The 15,675-nt window shown below is 49.8% G+C and carries 17 protein-coding genes; 9 read left to right on the plus strand and 8 right to left on the minus strand.

The genetic code is table 11. The features are described from left to right. Positions 1–107: 107 nt before the first annotated feature. Both E3U32_RS19675 and E3U32_RS19680 read right to left on the minus strand, forming a co-directional pair. The gene (locus E3U32_RS19675; protein WP_134350112.1) at positions 108–1,496 is read right to left on the minus strand and encodes a sensor histidine kinase; all 1,389 of its coding nucleotides are present in this window, start codon (positions 1,494–1,496) and stop codon (positions 108–110) included. Further along, complete coding sequence (locus E3U32_RS19680; RefSeq protein WP_134350113.1) at positions 1,496–2,173, minus strand: response regulator; 678 nt, start codon at positions 2,171–2,173, stop codon at positions 1,496–1,498. The genes E3U32_RS19675 and E3U32_RS19680 overlap by 1 nt, the downstream gene beginning before the upstream one ends. Before the next feature lie 203 nt (positions 2,174–2,376). Between E3U32_RS19680 and E3U32_RS19685 the strand changes: the two genes are divergently transcribed. Further along, positions 2,377–3,213, plus strand: a complete 837-nt coding sequence (locus tag E3U32_RS19685; protein WP_134350114.1) for a MipA/OmpV family protein — start codon at positions 2,377–2,379, stop codon at positions 3,211–3,213. Positions 3,214–3,316: 103 nt separating this feature from the next. Next, the gene (locus tag E3U32_RS19690) at positions 3,317–3,871 is read left to right on the plus strand and encodes a nucleotidyltransferase family protein (protein WP_134350115.1); all 555 of its coding nucleotides are present in this window, start codon (positions 3,317–3,319) and stop codon (positions 3,869–3,871) included. A 316-nt stretch (positions 3,872–4,187) separates the two neighbouring features. Here E3U32_RS19690 and E3U32_RS19695 read toward each other — a convergent pair whose 3' ends face one another. Then, on the minus strand, positions 4,188–4,493 hold the full coding sequence (locus E3U32_RS19695; protein ID WP_134350116.1) for a chorismate mutase: 306 nt from the start codon (positions 4,491–4,493) through the stop codon (positions 4,188–4,190). Positions 4,494–4,764: 271 nt separating this feature from the next. Beyond that, the gene (locus E3U32_RS19700) at positions 4,765–5,424 is read right to left on the minus strand and encodes a TetR/AcrR family transcriptional regulator (RefSeq protein WP_208527923.1); all 660 of its coding nucleotides are present in this window, start codon (positions 5,422–5,424) and stop codon (positions 4,765–4,767) included. A gap of 122 nt (positions 5,425–5,546) precedes the next feature. On the opposite strand from E3U32_RS19700, the gene E3U32_RS19705 reads away from it, so the two are divergent. Both E3U32_RS19705 and E3U32_RS19710 read left to right on the plus strand, forming a co-directional pair. Then, a complete protein-coding gene (locus E3U32_RS19705; RefSeq protein ID WP_134350118.1) occupies positions 5,547–6,440 on the plus strand; it encodes an NAD(P)/FAD-dependent oxidoreductase in 894 nt (297 codons plus the stop codon). Positions 6,441–6,493: 53 nt separating this feature from the next. Further along, complete coding sequence (locus tag E3U32_RS19710) at positions 6,494–6,874, plus strand: antibiotic biosynthesis monooxygenase family protein (protein ID WP_134350119.1); 381 nt, start codon at positions 6,494–6,496, stop codon at positions 6,872–6,874. Between the two features lie 155 nt (positions 6,875–7,029). Here the strand turns inward: E3U32_RS19710 and E3U32_RS19715 are convergent, their stop codons facing one another. After that, the gene (locus tag E3U32_RS19715) at positions 7,030–7,356 is read right to left on the minus strand and encodes a winged helix-turn-helix transcriptional regulator (RefSeq protein WP_134350120.1); all 327 of its coding nucleotides are present in this window, start codon (positions 7,354–7,356) and stop codon (positions 7,030–7,032) included. A 90-nt stretch (positions 7,357–7,446) separates the two neighbouring features. On the opposite strand from E3U32_RS19715, the gene E3U32_RS19720 reads away from it, so the two are divergent. The 4 genes from E3U32_RS19720 (at position 7,447) to E3U32_RS19735 (ending at position 10,446) form a co-directional block, all read left to right on the plus strand. Next, the gene (locus tag E3U32_RS19720; protein ID WP_134350121.1) at positions 7,447–7,773 is read left to right on the plus strand and encodes a nuclear transport factor 2 family protein; all 327 of its coding nucleotides are present in this window, start codon (positions 7,447–7,449) and stop codon (positions 7,771–7,773) included. Then, positions 7,773–8,552, plus strand: a complete 780-nt coding sequence (locus E3U32_RS19725; protein WP_134350122.1) for an SDR family oxidoreductase — start codon at positions 7,773–7,775, stop codon at positions 8,550–8,552. The genes E3U32_RS19720 and E3U32_RS19725 overlap by 1 nt, the downstream gene beginning before the upstream one ends. A 224-nt stretch (positions 8,553–8,776) precedes the next feature. Then, positions 8,777–9,253 carry a GNAT family N-acetyltransferase gene (locus E3U32_RS19730; RefSeq protein WP_134350123.1) on the plus strand — a complete coding sequence of 159 codons (477 nt, stop codon included), beginning with the start codon at positions 8,777–8,779 and terminating at the stop codon, positions 9,251–9,253. 107 nt (positions 9,254–9,360) lie between these two features. Then, complete coding sequence (locus tag E3U32_RS19735; protein ID WP_134350124.1) at positions 9,361–10,446, plus strand: DUF91 domain-containing protein; 1,086 nt, start codon at positions 9,361–9,363, stop codon at positions 10,444–10,446. A gap of 233 nt (positions 10,447–10,679) precedes the next feature. On the opposite strand, the gene E3U32_RS19740 is transcribed toward E3U32_RS19735, so the two are convergent. After that, on the minus strand, positions 10,680–13,076 hold the full coding sequence (locus E3U32_RS19740; protein ID WP_166790964.1) for an AAA family ATPase: 2,397 nt from the start codon (positions 13,074–13,076) through the stop codon (positions 10,680–10,682). 290 nt (positions 13,077–13,366) lie between these two features. After that, positions 13,367–14,290: a hypothetical protein gene (locus E3U32_RS19745; RefSeq protein ID WP_134350126.1), complete on the minus strand. Its 924-nt coding sequence runs from the start codon at positions 14,288–14,290 to the stop codon at positions 13,367–13,369. A 296-nt stretch (positions 14,291–14,586) separates the two neighbouring features. Here E3U32_RS19745 and E3U32_RS19750 point away from each other — a divergent pair, with 296 nt between their 5' ends. Next, on the plus strand, positions 14,587–15,045 hold the full coding sequence (locus E3U32_RS19750; RefSeq protein ID WP_134350127.1) for a VOC family protein: 459 nt from the start codon (positions 14,587–14,589) through the stop codon (positions 15,043–15,045). A gap of 58 nt (positions 15,046–15,103) precedes the next feature. On the opposite strand, the gene E3U32_RS19755 is transcribed toward E3U32_RS19750, so the two are convergent. After that, entirely contained in the window at positions 15,104–15,505 is a 402-nt protein-coding gene (locus E3U32_RS19755; protein WP_134350128.1) for a cell envelope integrity TolA C-terminal domain-containing protein, read from the minus strand. Between the last annotated feature and the right edge of the window lie 170 nt (positions 15,506–15,675).

Raw genomic sequence — 15,675 nt, forward strand, 5'->3', positions numbered from 1 at the left:
TCTTTTTGGCACCGCAGAGGTGAATAAGCAATAAACAACAATATAACAAATACGGTAATTTTTTTGAAGCAATCTGCGGCATTTGCGATCAAACACCCTGTTCCGGTTTAGCTAAACGTGCGGTTCGGGAAGTCAACCGTCACCATCAGACCCCCTTCAGCGGAAGTACTCAGATTTACGCTGCTGTTGTGCTGCTGCGCCACCGCTTTGACGATGGCAAGCCCCAGACCGCTCCCGCTTTGCATCTGATTCGGATCGCGGAAAAATCTGTCGAACACGCGGTCCCGCAGTTCAACCGGAATGCCGGGGCCTGCATCGGAGACACGCAGCTGCGTGCAGCGATCGCGTGCGCGTACGTCAACCTGAATCCGCCTGCCCTCAGGACTGTACTTCACGGCGTTCTCGATGAGGTTATCAATCAGTGACATCAGGCGTTCCCTGACGCCTGGGATCCAGATTTCATCTTCAGAGAAGAATTCCAGCTCAATCCTGCGCGCAGAGGCTAACGGTTCCAGCTCGGCCATTCGCTCCTGGATGAGCGTCGTCAGCGGCACGGGCTCCATGTCCGTGTCAATGCGCGCTTCGCTGTGCATCAGCAGCAGCAGCTGATTAACGAGGCGCGCAGCACGGCTGTTACTGCGGATAACCCCCGCAAGCAGCTCCTGTTGGCTCTCGCTGATGACCCAGGACTGCAGCGCCTCCACGTTGATGCGCATCGCAGCGAGAGGCGTACGCAGCTCGTGCGCGGCATCCGCAATGAAAACCCGTTCCCTTTCAGCGCTTTCACGCACCCTGGCAAGGAAGTCGTTAATCGCATCCACCATCTGGCGAAGCTCTCTGTGTTTGGGGACGGCTTTTAAGGGAGAGAGATCGTCCGGCGTGCGTAATGAAATTTCATTGACCACCCGGTTCCAGGGGCGCATCGCAATGCGAATTGAAAGCCACGCGGGAAACAGCAGGAAAGGGAAGCACACCAGCAGCGGCAGGATGTAGTAGCCGCGCGAGTTGAGGTAGATAAAGAAGTTCCAGCCGCTTGCTGGGGTGAAAAGGGTGACCTCCACGTCGGAGTGAGCGGATTTGAGGGTGCGGCTGGTCCAGACGCGACCTTCACTCTGAACATGCTGCATTTCCCCAAGCCGGGTGTTTATTACCCCTGCGGGTGCGCCGTCTGATGCAAAAATAACGGTATTATTCTTGCGAACGATGAGGTTAATGGACAGCGCGGGATCTTCCCCGCCGCCATAGCCCTCGCGCAGCGCCTTGCTGAAGGCTTCCAGCACGGCGCTACGATCCTGCGGGCGTCCGTCCGTACGCTCAACCAGGGTAAAAAGGGTTTCGTACGTATTACTGCCCGTGAGGATGGGAGGGCTGCGCAGGTCCTCCCATAAAATAAAGGTTAAAAAAAGACTCCACAGCAGGGTAAGCAGCAACATCTGGGCGATGATAATTCGCCGTACCAGCGTCGGGCGCCTCAGGTGGTACCATAAGTTTCGCATTAACCGGTCACCTTCTGGACAGAGACGGTATCAATGACATACCCGACCCCACGCACCGTTCGCACATAGCCGTCGCCGATTTTTCGCCGCAAATTACCCATATGTACGTCGAGCGCATTACTGAGGTTTTCTTTGTTGCCAAATATCCGTTCTTCAAGGAACCGTCGCGTAAGCACGCGGTCAGCGCGCAGCATCAGCGTTTCAAGCAGGGCGTACTCACTGGCCGTCAGGTCAATATGGCGGGCGCTCACCGTTACGCGACGCGTCGGCACATGCAGAGACAGCCCGCGAATTTCTATTGCCTCATTCTCAAAACCGTAACTGCGTCGTGCAAGGGCTCTCACTCTCGCCAGCAGCTCGGCGAGAACAAAGGGTTTGACCAGATAGTCGTCTGCGCCCGCATCCAGCCCGCACAGGCGATCCTGCAGCGTACCTCGCGCCGTCAGGATGATCACGGGGATCCCCTTAAGCTGCTGACGCAAACGCGTCATCAGGCTCATGCCATCGCCATCGGGCAGCCCCAGGTCGAGCAAAATAAGCTCGGGCACGCAGACGTCAAGCTGATGCAGCGCATCCTCTTTCCGGCGAACCCATATAACGTCAAATCCCTGATCTGAGAGGGCGATACGTACGCCATTGCCGAGATCCAGGTCGTCTTCAATAAGTAGAATTTTCACATTGGTAACTGTATCGACAGTGAATGAAGAACATCTTAAGAAAAAAACGGTATCAGGAAATCTGTCCGGTTTACAGCACCCGCGCGTGCTTCAGTGTTTCTTCATTTTCAGCTCATAAGAACCTTAGGGTCAGTATTCAAAATGGGCGTTCTGGCGGTTAACCGCATGCATCGTCATCATTTGAATCCATAAGGACTCCCTTAATGAGAAACATCGAACTGCGTCATACGTTCCCCCATTTATTCCCGGGCCGCAGCCTGAAAAACATCGTGCCGGGCGTCGTTCTGGCGTTACTGGCCACTCCGACACTGGCGGCAGAGCAGAGCCAGGGCAATGTGTTAACCCTGGGCGGCGGCGTAGATGTCGCGACACGCTACTCGGGTTCAGATAAAACCCGCGTCAGCGCGGCTCAGGTGGTGGATTACTCCATGGCCAATGGTTTTTTTATCGGCACCACGCGGGGTATCGGTTACGGCAACAACATCGGCAACCTGGATTACAGCGCGGCGCTGAGCTATCGCATAGGCCGTAAAGATAAAGACGTGAGCAGCGATTCGATAAGCTCTGGCAGCGACGAGCTGCGAGGGATGGGCGAGATAAAAGGCTCGGCTATCGTGGTGCCCGGGCTGGGGTACAAGGTGACCGACTGGCTTAATCTGCAGCTGCAGGCTGAGGTTCCGGTTTCTGAGAGAGACAACGGTGAGGCTGTACACTTCGGCATTTCCAGTCCGCTCTATACTTCACCGAATAATGCGGTCACGCTGGCGTTGACCAGCAGCTGGGGATCCGACAAGTATATGCAAACGTACTATGGCGTCAGCGCCGCCCAGTCGGCCGCATCGGGATTTGCCCGACATGACGCCGGTGCCGGAATTTATGCGTATTCGCTGAATCTTGACTGGACCCACAGGCTCACCTCGCGCTGGAGCGTGCTTGCCGCAGCGGGCGTGACGCAGCTGACGGGAGATGCCGCCGATAGCCCTATTGTGCAACGCAAGACGTCGCCCACGGGAAGTTTGAAGGTGACGTACAGCTTCTGATTATTGGGTGCGCTGTCCTGAGGTTTTGAGCGCGCACTCGCGACATATAAAAGCCGCTCCGCTTAAGATGGCGGGGCGGACCCGTTTACAGGCTGGAACAATCATGGGCTATCTCAATTCATTGCAGAGAATATTGTCAGTGGACCCTTCACGGATGCAGGTTCTTTACGCGGTCCGTGATTTGCAACTTCGTGACTGCTGGGTCGGGGCGGGTTTCGTCAGGGATGCCGTATGGGATCATATGCATGGAGATTGGCATCATTCCTTATCCGGCGATGTGGATGTCGTCTGGTACGATCCCGAATGTTGTACCCCAGACGATGAACGTCATCTGGAAAAAGAACTTAAACAGCAGTTGCCCGCTTTTAACTGGTCTGTGAAGAATCAAGCCAGAATGCATCTGCGCAATGGCGATAATCCCTATCACTCAACAGAAAATGCGCTGTTGTACTGGCCCGAAACCGCGACGGCCGTGGGCGTCAGACTGGGCGATAACGATCTTATCGAGGTCATTGCACCCTATGGTCTTAATGACCTGTTTGAGCTGCGTTTAAGACCGACGCCCGCATTTGAGCGGGAAAAGTATGATGTCTTTAGGAGACGGGTTGATGAGAAACGTTGGTTAGCGCGTTATCCTCAGTTGCAGCTCATTAATTGAGTAGGATTTATATCTCATAATCTAATCTGTCTGTTGGAAGCTCATTTCACCCGTTTCTATCATTTTCGTCTCGAAGTTTGGGTTTGCAACTATCTGTGGGGGAAAAAAAACGTCTCCACAGGGGAGGGAGACGTCAAGAATAAAATGCTAAACAACAATGCCATCACAGCAATAGATAATGTGTCGAAAACGGTTAAAACCAACGAAACCGTTTGCGTGCGCTATTTTGTCATAACAAGGTACTCTTAACAGCTACCAGAATGGGTATTAACACCAGCTTGTATTTTCGTTACCCGGTCGCTGCAGGCAGACCGGTTCAGTCAGTCTTTGCCGCAGCATGTTGAAGCTGGTCATGTTGCTCAAGCTCATACTCGATAAATGCGCTTATCATGGTCCGGTAGATTTTCTCGATAATCACTTCTGAAAGCCCAGCCTCAGCTGCCTGCCTGCGAACCTTACAGATGACCTGTTGCACGCGATCGGGAGCCCGAACGGCTGAGTGATCTGTCTTGAATGCCGCTGCAGCTTTAACGCATTCGGCACGACGGGCAATGATGTTGACCAGCTCGCAGTCTAACTGGTCGATCCGGCTTCTGACATCATCAATAGTGGTGAACGTCATTTTTGTGAACCCTTAGGCTAGTACATGAGTTCGTCAGAATACATCAAATTCTGCACGAAACCAGCGGTTATGCCCAAGTGATACGACACCCTCTTGATCTGCAAGCTGATATTAAAACTGAAATCACTGCTAAAGGGTCGCGTGCATCGACCCATTGAACTCGCAGAGCGGGGCGGACATCTCGGACATTCAGGTGGCTTGAAGGCGCGAAAATGCATCACGCCTGGGCTTTACGCTGCGACCAGTACGTGAGCGGAAATATAGGGCAAGATTACAGTCGTGATATCGCATCCTGGGTGCCACCGTGCGCGGCGATGAACATGCCGACGGCCGACCGACAATATGATTCGATTTCGTTGTCATCCTCTGCTCTGACCTCATCGAAGCGCGCGATAATCAGAAGGTCGGAGCCTTTGAAAAGCGCGGCAAACAAGCGAGCGGACTGAAGAGAGTCGGGAACCTTCAGAAGTCCCTTCGCGTGCAACTGACGTAAAAGGGCTTCGATTTGGGCGATGACATGAGCGGGGCCAGCTTCGTAATGGAGCTTGCTTAACGACTTTTGATTCGTCTTGTCGGCCATGACCATGGCTTCGACGCTACTTACGTCGGGTCTCAACAGCGTGCGCAGCAGTAATGTTCCCACCGCCATCAATTGATCTTCAACTGAACCGTCGACGCCTTCAAGAAGAGCCTGTGGTGCAAACAACTGATGGCAACCGGCCACGATGGCCGCACTGAACAGTGCCTCCTTGTTCTCGAAATGCCGATAGATGCTGAGTTTGGATATCTTCGCCCGCTGGGCGACCTTGTCCAGGGTCGTAGCCTGAAATCCCAGTTCTACGAATAGTTCGGAGGCTGCCTCAATGATTGTCTGGCCAAGCGCCTCGTTGACAGGGCGGCCCCGCCGGGTTGGGTTATTTTTATTGGTCACTATAAATACAGTCCTTGACAGTATCGTAATTATTTAATTACGATACCATTCGGTTTCATAAATGTGCAAGGTGCGCCAGAACTCGCTCATCTCCTTACATCCTCAACACGGAACTCATCACCATGAATGACGTCATCATCATCGGAGGCAGCTTTGCCGGTCTTGCCGCCGCCCTGCAGCTTGGCCGCGCCCGTCGCAAGGTCACGGTCCTCGACACTGGCCGGCAACGCAATCGCTTTGCTGGCCGTTCACATGGCGTGCTCGGCCACGATCACAAGCCACCGCAGGACATCCTGGTCGAGGCACGGCAGCAACTGGCACGCTATCCAACGATCAAGCTGGTCAACGCGCGGGCCGAGAGCGTATCTGGCACCCTCGACGATTTCTGTGTCGTCACGGACGATAACGAAAGCCTGCGGGCGCGCCGCTTGATTCTGAGCTATGGCGTCGCTGACCAGATGCCTGATATTCCAGGCTTTGCTGAAGGCTGGGGGACGTCCATCATACCATGCCCCTACTGCGACGGCTTTGAAGTTGCCGACCAACACTGGGGCCTCGTCTGGTCTGGCCCGCAGTCGCACAATCAGGTCAGGCTCTTCCATGACTGGACAGACAGATTGACTGTCTTTGGCAACGGTCATGACATCACCCTCGACATACGGGCCGATCTGGCCGCCCGCCAGGTACCTTTAGTTGATGGCAGGATCACCGAAATCGAACCTTACGGGAGCCATAGTGCCACCATTAAAATCGAAACCGGCTCTGATGTTTCCGTCGATATTCTATTCGCGCATCCGCGTACCAGACCGTCCGCAAGCCTGCATGACGCACTGGGCCTTGCCACGGTCAATACGCCAACCGGCATCGCCCTCAAGACCGATGAGCGCCGTGAAACCAGCATGCCAGGCATCTACGCCGCAGGTGACCTTGCCAACCCCGGTATCCCCTCGGTCACGACGGCAGCATGGCAAGGCACGATGGCGGGTATCTTCGCTCAGCAGTCAATGCTCAGTTGAGTGCAAGCAGCATCTATCATCCAGTTCAATTTATAATAGACAGGAGCGTCACCATGGCCGCCATAAAACCATTTAAACCGCTGGACGAGAAATTTCCGTTTGACCGCCAACTCGGTATCGCGGCCGCGCCTCTCGTGCTCATCAACCTCTTCACTGTCGTAGATCCCGCTGACGAAGCAGGCTTCCTGGATGCTTTCAAGGCGGCTGCCGAGGTCATAACGAAGCAACCTGGCTTCATGTCCATGCAACTCCATCGAGCGATCGGCGATAGTCCGACTTACCTGAACTATGTAATGTGGGAATCCACCGAGACGGTTCGTGCGGCCTTCACAGATCCCGAGTTCCTCGCGAAACTTCCAGCATATCCTTCATCCGTCGTAGCCAGCCCGCATCTGTTCCAGAAGGTCGCCGTCCCGGGCTTCTGCACGGCCTGACTCCGGAAATATGGCAAAACATCTCTCGCTAATGATACTTACTTCCAGTGTCCGCGCCTGGCGCGAAGCGGACCACCTTAAGCGCTGTTAGGTCGGTTTTGACCGAAAAGCGGACACCAACGATTTCGCTCAGATGCAAAATGTACCAGTGATACCTAAACCTTGCGTTTTTCCGCCCATTTAAGGATTGCATCGAGAGCTGGACACAATGCCTGCCCCCAATCAGTAAGTCGATATTCCACCTTCGGTGGTACCTGCGGGTAAACCATGCGCGACACAATGCCGTCGGCTTCCAGCTGTCTGAGTTGTTGCGCTAGCATTTTCTGCGAAATTTCGGGAATCAGTTTTTCAAAATTCGAATAGCGTTGCACCTTTCCGTCGAAAAGATGAAACAGGATAATCAGTTTCCAGCGACCTTCCAGCAGTCGCAGGGCTTGCTCCACACCGATTGCGGCAGATTCAGGGCTATATAACTTACTCATAGAACAGTCACTCACTTTTTCGTGCGTACTTGTCAATTTAACAGTCTATGTTAAAAATTCTCGTACTGTAAATAACGGGATCATTGAGCCATGTCATTATCACTTCCGAACGCTATTTCACTCTATTTCACGATCAGTAATGGGGCCGATATTGCCGACATTAAGCACTGTTTTACCACCAATGCTATTGTGATCGACGAAGGGAAAACTTATCAAGGACATGCGGCAATCGAAGCGTGGCAACGGGCCGCGCAGTCTGAGTTTGACTACAGCGTAGAGCCCATTGAAATTCTCACTGAAGGTGCCCGGTTAATAGTCACGTCTTACGTGGTGGGTAATTTCCCCGGCAGCCCAGTGGTGCTCAAACATGCTTTCGGTCTGGTTGGCGACAAAATTAACACGCTGGAGATTGTCTGATGTCGATGGATCTTGATTTTCAGGGTAAGCGTGTGCTTGTTACCGCTGGTACCAAAGGGATCGGTAAAGCGGTTGTCGCGCTGTTAAAGCAGCAAGGGGCCACGGTGTTAACCACCGCACGTCACATTCCCACGGATTCTATTGCAGACGCATTCGTTGCGGCAGATTTGACCACAATCAAAGGGTGTAACTTAGTCGTGGAAGCGGTTCAGAAGCACCTGGGTGGTGTCGATATCATCGTGCACATAGCTGGTGGTTCTAACTCTCCCGGCGGTGGTTTTGCAGCACTCGGTGAAGATGAGTGGCAACAGGAACTCAATCTTAACCTGTTGCCTGCGGTACGAATAGATCGTGCCTTGTTGCCTGGGATGCTGGCTCAGCAGAATGGCGTGATTATTCACGTCACCTCCATTCAGCGTGAGCTTCCGTTACCGGAATCGACCACGGGTTATGCGGCGGCGAAAGCGGCGTTGTCGGCGTATAGTAAAAGCCTGTCGAAAGAAGTATCCCCTAAGGGAATTCGGGTGGTTCGTGTTGCGCCTGGCTGGGTAGAAACCGAAGCATCGGTAGCATTGGCAGAACGACTGGCGCAGCAGGCAGGAACGGACTACGAGGGCGGTAAGCAAATCATTATGAAGGCATTAGGTGGCATTCCGGTGGGGCGTCCCTCAAAGCCCATCGAAGTGGCGAACCTCATCGTCTTCCTGGCATCTTCCTGTGCTGCCACTATCACGGGTACGGAATATGTTATAGATGGCGGTACCATCCCAACGGTCTAGTTATGTATTTTAAACGGCTGAATATTAGGGCCGTTTAACGTTCACTGACGTCAATCGAGTAAATAGCAATTATGTTCGCTTCTGGCACGGTGCGGACAGAAAACCAGGTCATAAGGTCCGCATACCAGCAGCAGGCTTTAGCTATTGCGAAGCAGCACTGATAGCATGATTTGACATCAAATGATAAGGTCAGGTTTCCCATAACCTTATGAGCAGGTACGTCCGTGAGCATTTCAGAGAAGCATGAGTGGCATAAGGATAACTACTTGGTGAGTACAGACAGGGAAAAATTGGATGTACAGGCTATCCATCGCTATCTGACGAGGTCGACCTGGGCTAAAGGGATTGATCTGTCAATTGTAGGCGCATCAATTGAAAACAGTCTTAATTTCGGCGTTTACCATGATGAAAACCAGATAGGTTTCGCGCGTTTGATAACAGATTACGCTACATTCGCTTATCTATGTGATGTTTATATTCTTGAGGAATATCAGGGTGAGGGCCTGGGAAGATGGATGATGCAATGCATACATCATCATCCCGTCTTTGAGCAGCTTCGCAGAATCATGTTGTTTACAACAACAGCTCCTTGGCTCTATCAAAAATTTGGGTACGAACCCGTTAATCGGGAAAACTATGCATGGAGTATCACCCGGCCTGATATTTATACCAATGGAAAAAATCGCGGCTGTCCCTTATGAGCGGGGAGCTGACGTTGCGTACTATTTTTTATGGTCATAGTAGTGTAGGCATCCCGCTGAATATGGCATATTCATGTGTAGGAAACGTTTGAAAGGAGATAGAGCCAATGTTTCGTGTAGATATAATAAATAAGACACTAATCAAACTGAAACCAACAAACTTCTCGGAACTTGGGCTGAAGGAACGTTTCGATATTCAGGAATGGATCGAAAAAAGCCCGACTATTTTAGGTGAGGAACTACTTGTCATTGGCAAAGAGGTCATTCTTGCCTCTGGTAAGCGCCTTGATTTGCTTTGCGTAAATAAATCGGCAGCACTTGTTGTGGTTGAGTTGAAACGGGATGATTCTGGCTCGTCCGTTGAATGGCAGGCAATAAAGTATGCATCGTATTGCTCAAGTCTCTTGCCCGGTGAGATTTTTAAGCTATACGCGTCCTATTTAAACAAGTCTGAATTTGATGCGACTAAAAAAATTGAGGAATTTATTGATGCTGACATTGAGTTACTTAACGCGAAACAGCATATTATTTTGGCCTCAAAAGAGTTTAACTCTGAAGTCATCTCCGCAGTATTATGGTTACGAGAATATGGCATAGATATTCAATGCACTCGAATTGCTCCATTTATCGATTCTGATGGTGAGCTATTTATCAAGCCGGAAACAATTATTCCGTTGCCGGAGGCTAAAGACTATATTGAACGAAAAGAAGTTAAGCAAAGAACAATTGCTTCTAATCAAGATGAATGGACTGGTAGTTGGTTCGTGAATGTGGGCGAATGTGAATATCGAACTTGGGACGATAACAGACAATTTGGCTTTATTGGAGCAGGTCAAGGGAAGGTGTATTCATCTGCACTTAATCGTCTTGCAGTTGGTGACAAAATTTATGCTTACATGAAGGGATGCGGTTACGTCGGCTTTGGGGAAGTGACCAAACCAGCGGTTATGATTCGCGATTTCATAACTGATTCGAATGTTCCTCTACTCTCCGCAGGATTGAAAGCGGAACACCCAAACGCAAACTCTGACAATGAAGAGCTTTCCGAATGGGTTGTTAGTGTTCGTTGGATCAAGTCTCTTCCGAGAGAACAGGCGAAAACATTTTCTGGCATCTTCGCGAACCAAAATATCGTCTGTAAATTGCGGCATGGGCAGACATTAAAATTTGTGCAATCTGAATTCGGTCAGTAAGCACTGATTTCAGCGAAGTTCGCTGTTGGCATTAAGCGGACGAGTTGGCTGAGCTGAAGATCTGCTGTGAGCGAGGAACGGACATTTACTATTCATACCTGTTTAGCGCCACACTCTTTTGAGTGTTCCGATTGTCCGTACATCAGTGGGTACTCTTCCGGCGTGTTTGAGAGGCGCATTCCAGATCCGTATAGCGCCTCGCTCACCGTAAAAAACTCTTTATGCTCTTTTTCCTAAGGTGACCTTGGTGGTTCGCCAATGCTTTTTAACAGTGAGTTGTATTGATGCGGATCTGACGCATAAATCTTGTCCAACACGTAGTTTGCCACCTTGGAAATTTCTGGAATCTCCACAGGTTTGAATCCGCGATCAGGGATTGATTCGAGATGTGAAAACTCGTTGTTAAGTCTATTCACAAGAGCTATCGCTGTCGGATCATCTTCGCCAAAGAATTTCTTGATCCGTTCAAAGGCATCGTTCTTGTCATCATGGTGCGGGAACTTAAAGAATAGAAATGCCTCAAGGAACTTGCGGAGGTTGTTACCGAATCCATAGTATGGTTCATGAGATTCATTCGCTCCACCTTGATTACGGCACTTGTAGATCTGATGAAACAGGTAGTTGAATTCAGTGATGTAGTCTCGCAGATATGAAGGCATCAGGGAAATCTGACTTGCCCCTCCATTTCTCTCAACGATGAAATGTTGGCATCCACCGTGATTCCTCTCATTAGGAAGTGATATTTTCTTTAGATATTTCAAGAAATCTAGGTTGTGGGTGGATATAAAAAGCTGCTTGTAGCGATAGCTGTTTGTTCCATCTGCATTCTTGATGGGTTTCGCAATCAGGCTTTCAATCAAGCTGAACATGAAGAAAATGTGATTTCCGTCTAGGCTGGAAATTGGGTCATCTATATAAATGATCAGTTCCTTACCTTTGCTTTCAGGCTCTTCCAACTTGGCTATGAAGTAGCAGAAAGCAATTAGGCTGCATTCGCCTTCGCTCAAGTTGTAGGCAGAGTTGCCATCTCTGGTGACTTCAAACTTAACCGAAGTATTCTCAACATTGTCTTTGGCTTCAAGCTCGATGCCATCATGACCAAAGAAGTGGCTGAGCAACTCATTCACTCGCTCCGCGCCCTTGCGTTCATCCTTCTGCTGACCCTGTAGACGGGTCACTTCGGTTTCTTGTTCAAGAATTTCGGCTTCAGCTTCGGTAAATGCAGTGTTGGCTGTGTCAGCATCTGTCTTGAGACTGGCAATACGGGCTAATTCTGTATCGTAGGTGATGTCAGCGATAAAAGACGCCACATCGGTAAGCCGTAGAGATTCTCGTGCAGTGTTTTTATCTTTCTCCAGCGAAATTGTGCGGCCATTATTTTTGGCGATCAGATCATTGATGTCGCCCACGCATTGCTGAATTGCAGTCGGATCATAAATATAGACAGGTATGGGAACCTGCTGAAAAATGGCGTTCTTTCTCTTATCCAACGCCGCCTGCAGAGCTTTGAGGTCCTGCATGTAGCCTTTAAGATGTTCAGCAAGTGCTATCTTTCTGGTTTCAAATAATATTTTTTCTTCTGCGTAGAACTTATCGCCAGTCAAAGTCAAGAAGTTAGGAATGGCTTGGATTTCGGTGGCGATAGAAGTCAGACATGAATCGATACTCGACTCCAGAGCCGAGGATTCCTTACTGAAGTGAGAGTCTAATACCTGCCAGATGTCATGAGGAAGATTCTGACGGCAGAATGCGCAAGTGTCCCGCTTATCTTTGTGTAGCGGTATACCTTCCTTCACCCACATCTGGAGAGCCGTCTCATTCAACAACTCCTGAATTGGCAGGGTTGGCTTAATCAATCTTGAAAGGAGTTCTTCAGCTACTTTGCTTATTGATTCGATGTTGAGGTTTATCGATACGGTATCGGTAATATCAGGTAGGGCCTCTTGCTTCAAGAGGTTGACCTTGGCTGCTTGTTCTTCGGTTGTCAGAGCTATGAAGCTAGGTTTTTTGACTGAGCCAATGTCTTTTTTGATGCTTTCTATGTTGTAGACAGCAGGGCCGTAGATGCGATTCTGTTTAATCTTATTGTTGGCATGAGAACGAAGTTTGCCCTCAAGAGCATCAGACGCAGTTTTATGATTGTCTTTCGTTCGATCTCGCTCTTTCTTTTTAGCTTCAAGCTCATGTCGAAGGCCCGCCTTCGATTCAACACTGCCTAGCCTAGTTTGGATTGCGGTAATGGCATCTTCGATTTCTTTATTCTTTTCACCAACGATAGCAAACGTCTTGATCTCGCCGTCGGTCTGATTGACCAAGAAGCTTAGGTTATCGCTCACAAAATCCCGGTTGTAGACCCGAACATCGTAGCCATGACCGGCAAGGCCTACCTGTGTCACATCACCTTTGTCACCACGAATAGTAAAATTTGGGTCAACGTAGTTTTGTGGAATGCGCCCCGTTTCCAAAGCGCGGAAAATTCGCGAGAGTGTAGTTTTACCAGAGTAGTTCCGTCCGTAGAGGATGTTGAGCCTCTTGAAATTCTGGACGGTGTTGCCTGCATCCTTAAGGCTATTTTTCCAACTGAGGTCCGTAAAACTACCGAAACTACCGATGTCAACCTGACTAAACATGAACACTCCCCTAGCGCTGGCTATAGGTTGCCAATTTGCAATTGAAACAGATTGTTAATCTAGTCTACTCTGAGTTTAAGAAATGTTTGAATAGGTTATTGATACATTTGATGAATAATTTTATGAACTGAAATTCAACATCCATCTAAATGCCCCTCAAAAAGTTCATAGGTTGAGGTTGGGTAATGAAGCTGGGACCTGCTCCCACCTGGTTGAAGAACATAGAACGTTAGCTATGTCCGCTCCTTGCACGGAGCGGACATTAAGATCAACCGCTGATGCGATCAGCTTTATTTTTCGCGAAAGAAAAAATGCACTTTCCCTTGCTGTAATACAACGGCAGGTAAACCCTTATCTTCTTTGGGTGAGAGGTAGATAATTACCCACGCTGGAAGATGGCGGCTAACTTGTTGCATGAAGGCATAATTCATACGCTGATTTTTTGCATCCGATTGTCCGGCGCTGTTTATAAATACCGGGCTGAGGTGACTTCCATTTACCCCATCGTGCCTTACGAGATAACTTTTCCCGGTCGCATTCGCACCTATGAAGTCAGGAGTGCGAACAATTTTTTCTGCGTCGTGGAAGCTGGTGTAAAAGCCGCAGGTCGGACTATTCTGGCTTGCAGGATCATAATATCCATTTTTTGGAAGCTCACATCCCGCATCTTTATCTGCAAATTTAACGACCAGATAGCGGGATTCATTGGTCTGAAACACGTATTTTCCTAACCAGTTATTATATCCCTCTCCCTTACGGACATCGCCATGTTTGCGTTTAGATTCTTTTAAGGTCGCTAGCACAGCAGATTCAATTTTATCTGAGAGCACCAGTGATGCCGCCTCGGGGGTAGGGGCCAGTTCAGTAGGGATCCACGCCAGAATTCCATCGGTTTGCCACTCTTCCACGCCCATACCCGTTGGTCGATACTGCAGTAACGGGGTTAAAGGCAATGACGCTTCATTTAATTTATCATTTTCCACTATCGGAAAAGTAAAATCGTAATCTGTGCGGCTGAACATTTCGCTTTGAGAGTGGCTGACCTGGGCATCGCTAAAAGGATCCATATCCGATGCATTGCTGATATTCCAGGCGATGCTATGTTCAGCGTGGTATGTGTACGACTTTGCAGAATTGTCGCGTACGCCTGAGCAGGCCGTCAGTAGCAGAGTTGTAAACACAATTGAAAGTGATCTCGATAACAAACTATTCATTCATACTTCCCGTTGTTTAATCATAAGAAACTAATATCGGCAACACCGGCCAATAGCTTAATTTTTATGGGTATATAAAAAAGGGAGGTTGGCTGGAAACCTTTCAAAAAGAATAAACTGGAACGACAGCCGCTCGGGGAGCGGACGAACTCACTGAGCGGAAGTTCTGCTGAGAGCGAGAAGCGATCGTGATTGTTGCCGCTGACAGGTGTCAAAGATGCCAAAATTGGGCGTGGTGATTCAGTAAGTCGTAGGATAAATTCAGGGTTCAATTTCAGATAATTAAGGAAGCAGGTATGTCGCAGAATTTACCGGGAATTGACGTTTTGTTTGTCGCTGGGTTTGGGCCCATCTCGCAGAACGCTGAAGTCAGTTCCGGGTTTTATGTACAGGTACTCGGTCTGCCGCTTAAGCCAATGGAGGGTAACGGCGATTATCTGTTATCGGAAAACAGGCTTAAGGGTGTTAAGCATTTTGCCGTCTGGCCGTTATCACAGGCCGCTACTTCATGTTTTGGCTCTGAGGAGTGGTCAGCCGAACACCCAATCCCGCAGGGATGGATTGAATATGAGGTTCAGGATCTCGATTCCGCTACCCGTATCTTAAGTGAGAAGGGGTATCGCCTGCTAGTGGCTAACCGCACAGAGCCCTGGGGGCAAACTGTGACTCGTCTGCTTAGCCCTGAAGGGTTGCTCACAGGGCTTACGATAACACCCTGGCTTCGCCCGTCCGCTTTTGGCACAAAGCAGACATAGCCTATCTCAGGATGGCGGGGTTGAGCAAAGCGCGACCATTCAAAGCGTTATCATGGTGCTAACCGCGCATGTCGAAGCCGGATTTTTGAAAATCTCTATAAACTTCCGGATTGCTGAAGGCCGGGAATTTGGCTTTATGGGCGGCTGATTTTATCGCTTCGCAATAGGCCCTATTGCCGTTGCTGGTTGAGATGTTTAAAGGCGTGCCATCCTGCGCAAATTCAATATGCAACCTGCATTTTTTCCCTTTCCAGGTTTGCGGCTCTTCAATTTCGGCATTGATTGCCGCTCTGATTGCCCGCGCTTGCGCACCCCATTCATCCCGATCGTCCCAGCGTCCTGAACCGCAATTACCCGTCGCCGTGGTCTTATGGCAGCCGGAAGGGTGTAGCGGCGTGCATCCTGCGGCCAGGTTCACCAGTATAGCCACCATAGCGATTTTCTTTACTGCTTGAGACATTCCCACTTCTTACCCCGCAATCCATTTAATCTTCAGTAATGTTTAAATATTCTTCCGTAATTCCTGTCCTCTTTTCAACTACCAATAACCAGTCACAACGTCGGCGATCTGGCTGCCGGTCCCACCTCCGGCTAACCGGTCGTTTTTGAACTATGTTTAAAACCAGTCAG

Origin of the sequence: Lelliottia nimipressuralis (genome assembly GCF_004402045.1) — a bacterium.
GTDB lineage: Bacteria > Pseudomonadota > Gammaproteobacteria > Enterobacterales > Enterobacteriaceae > Enterobacter > Enterobacter chinensis.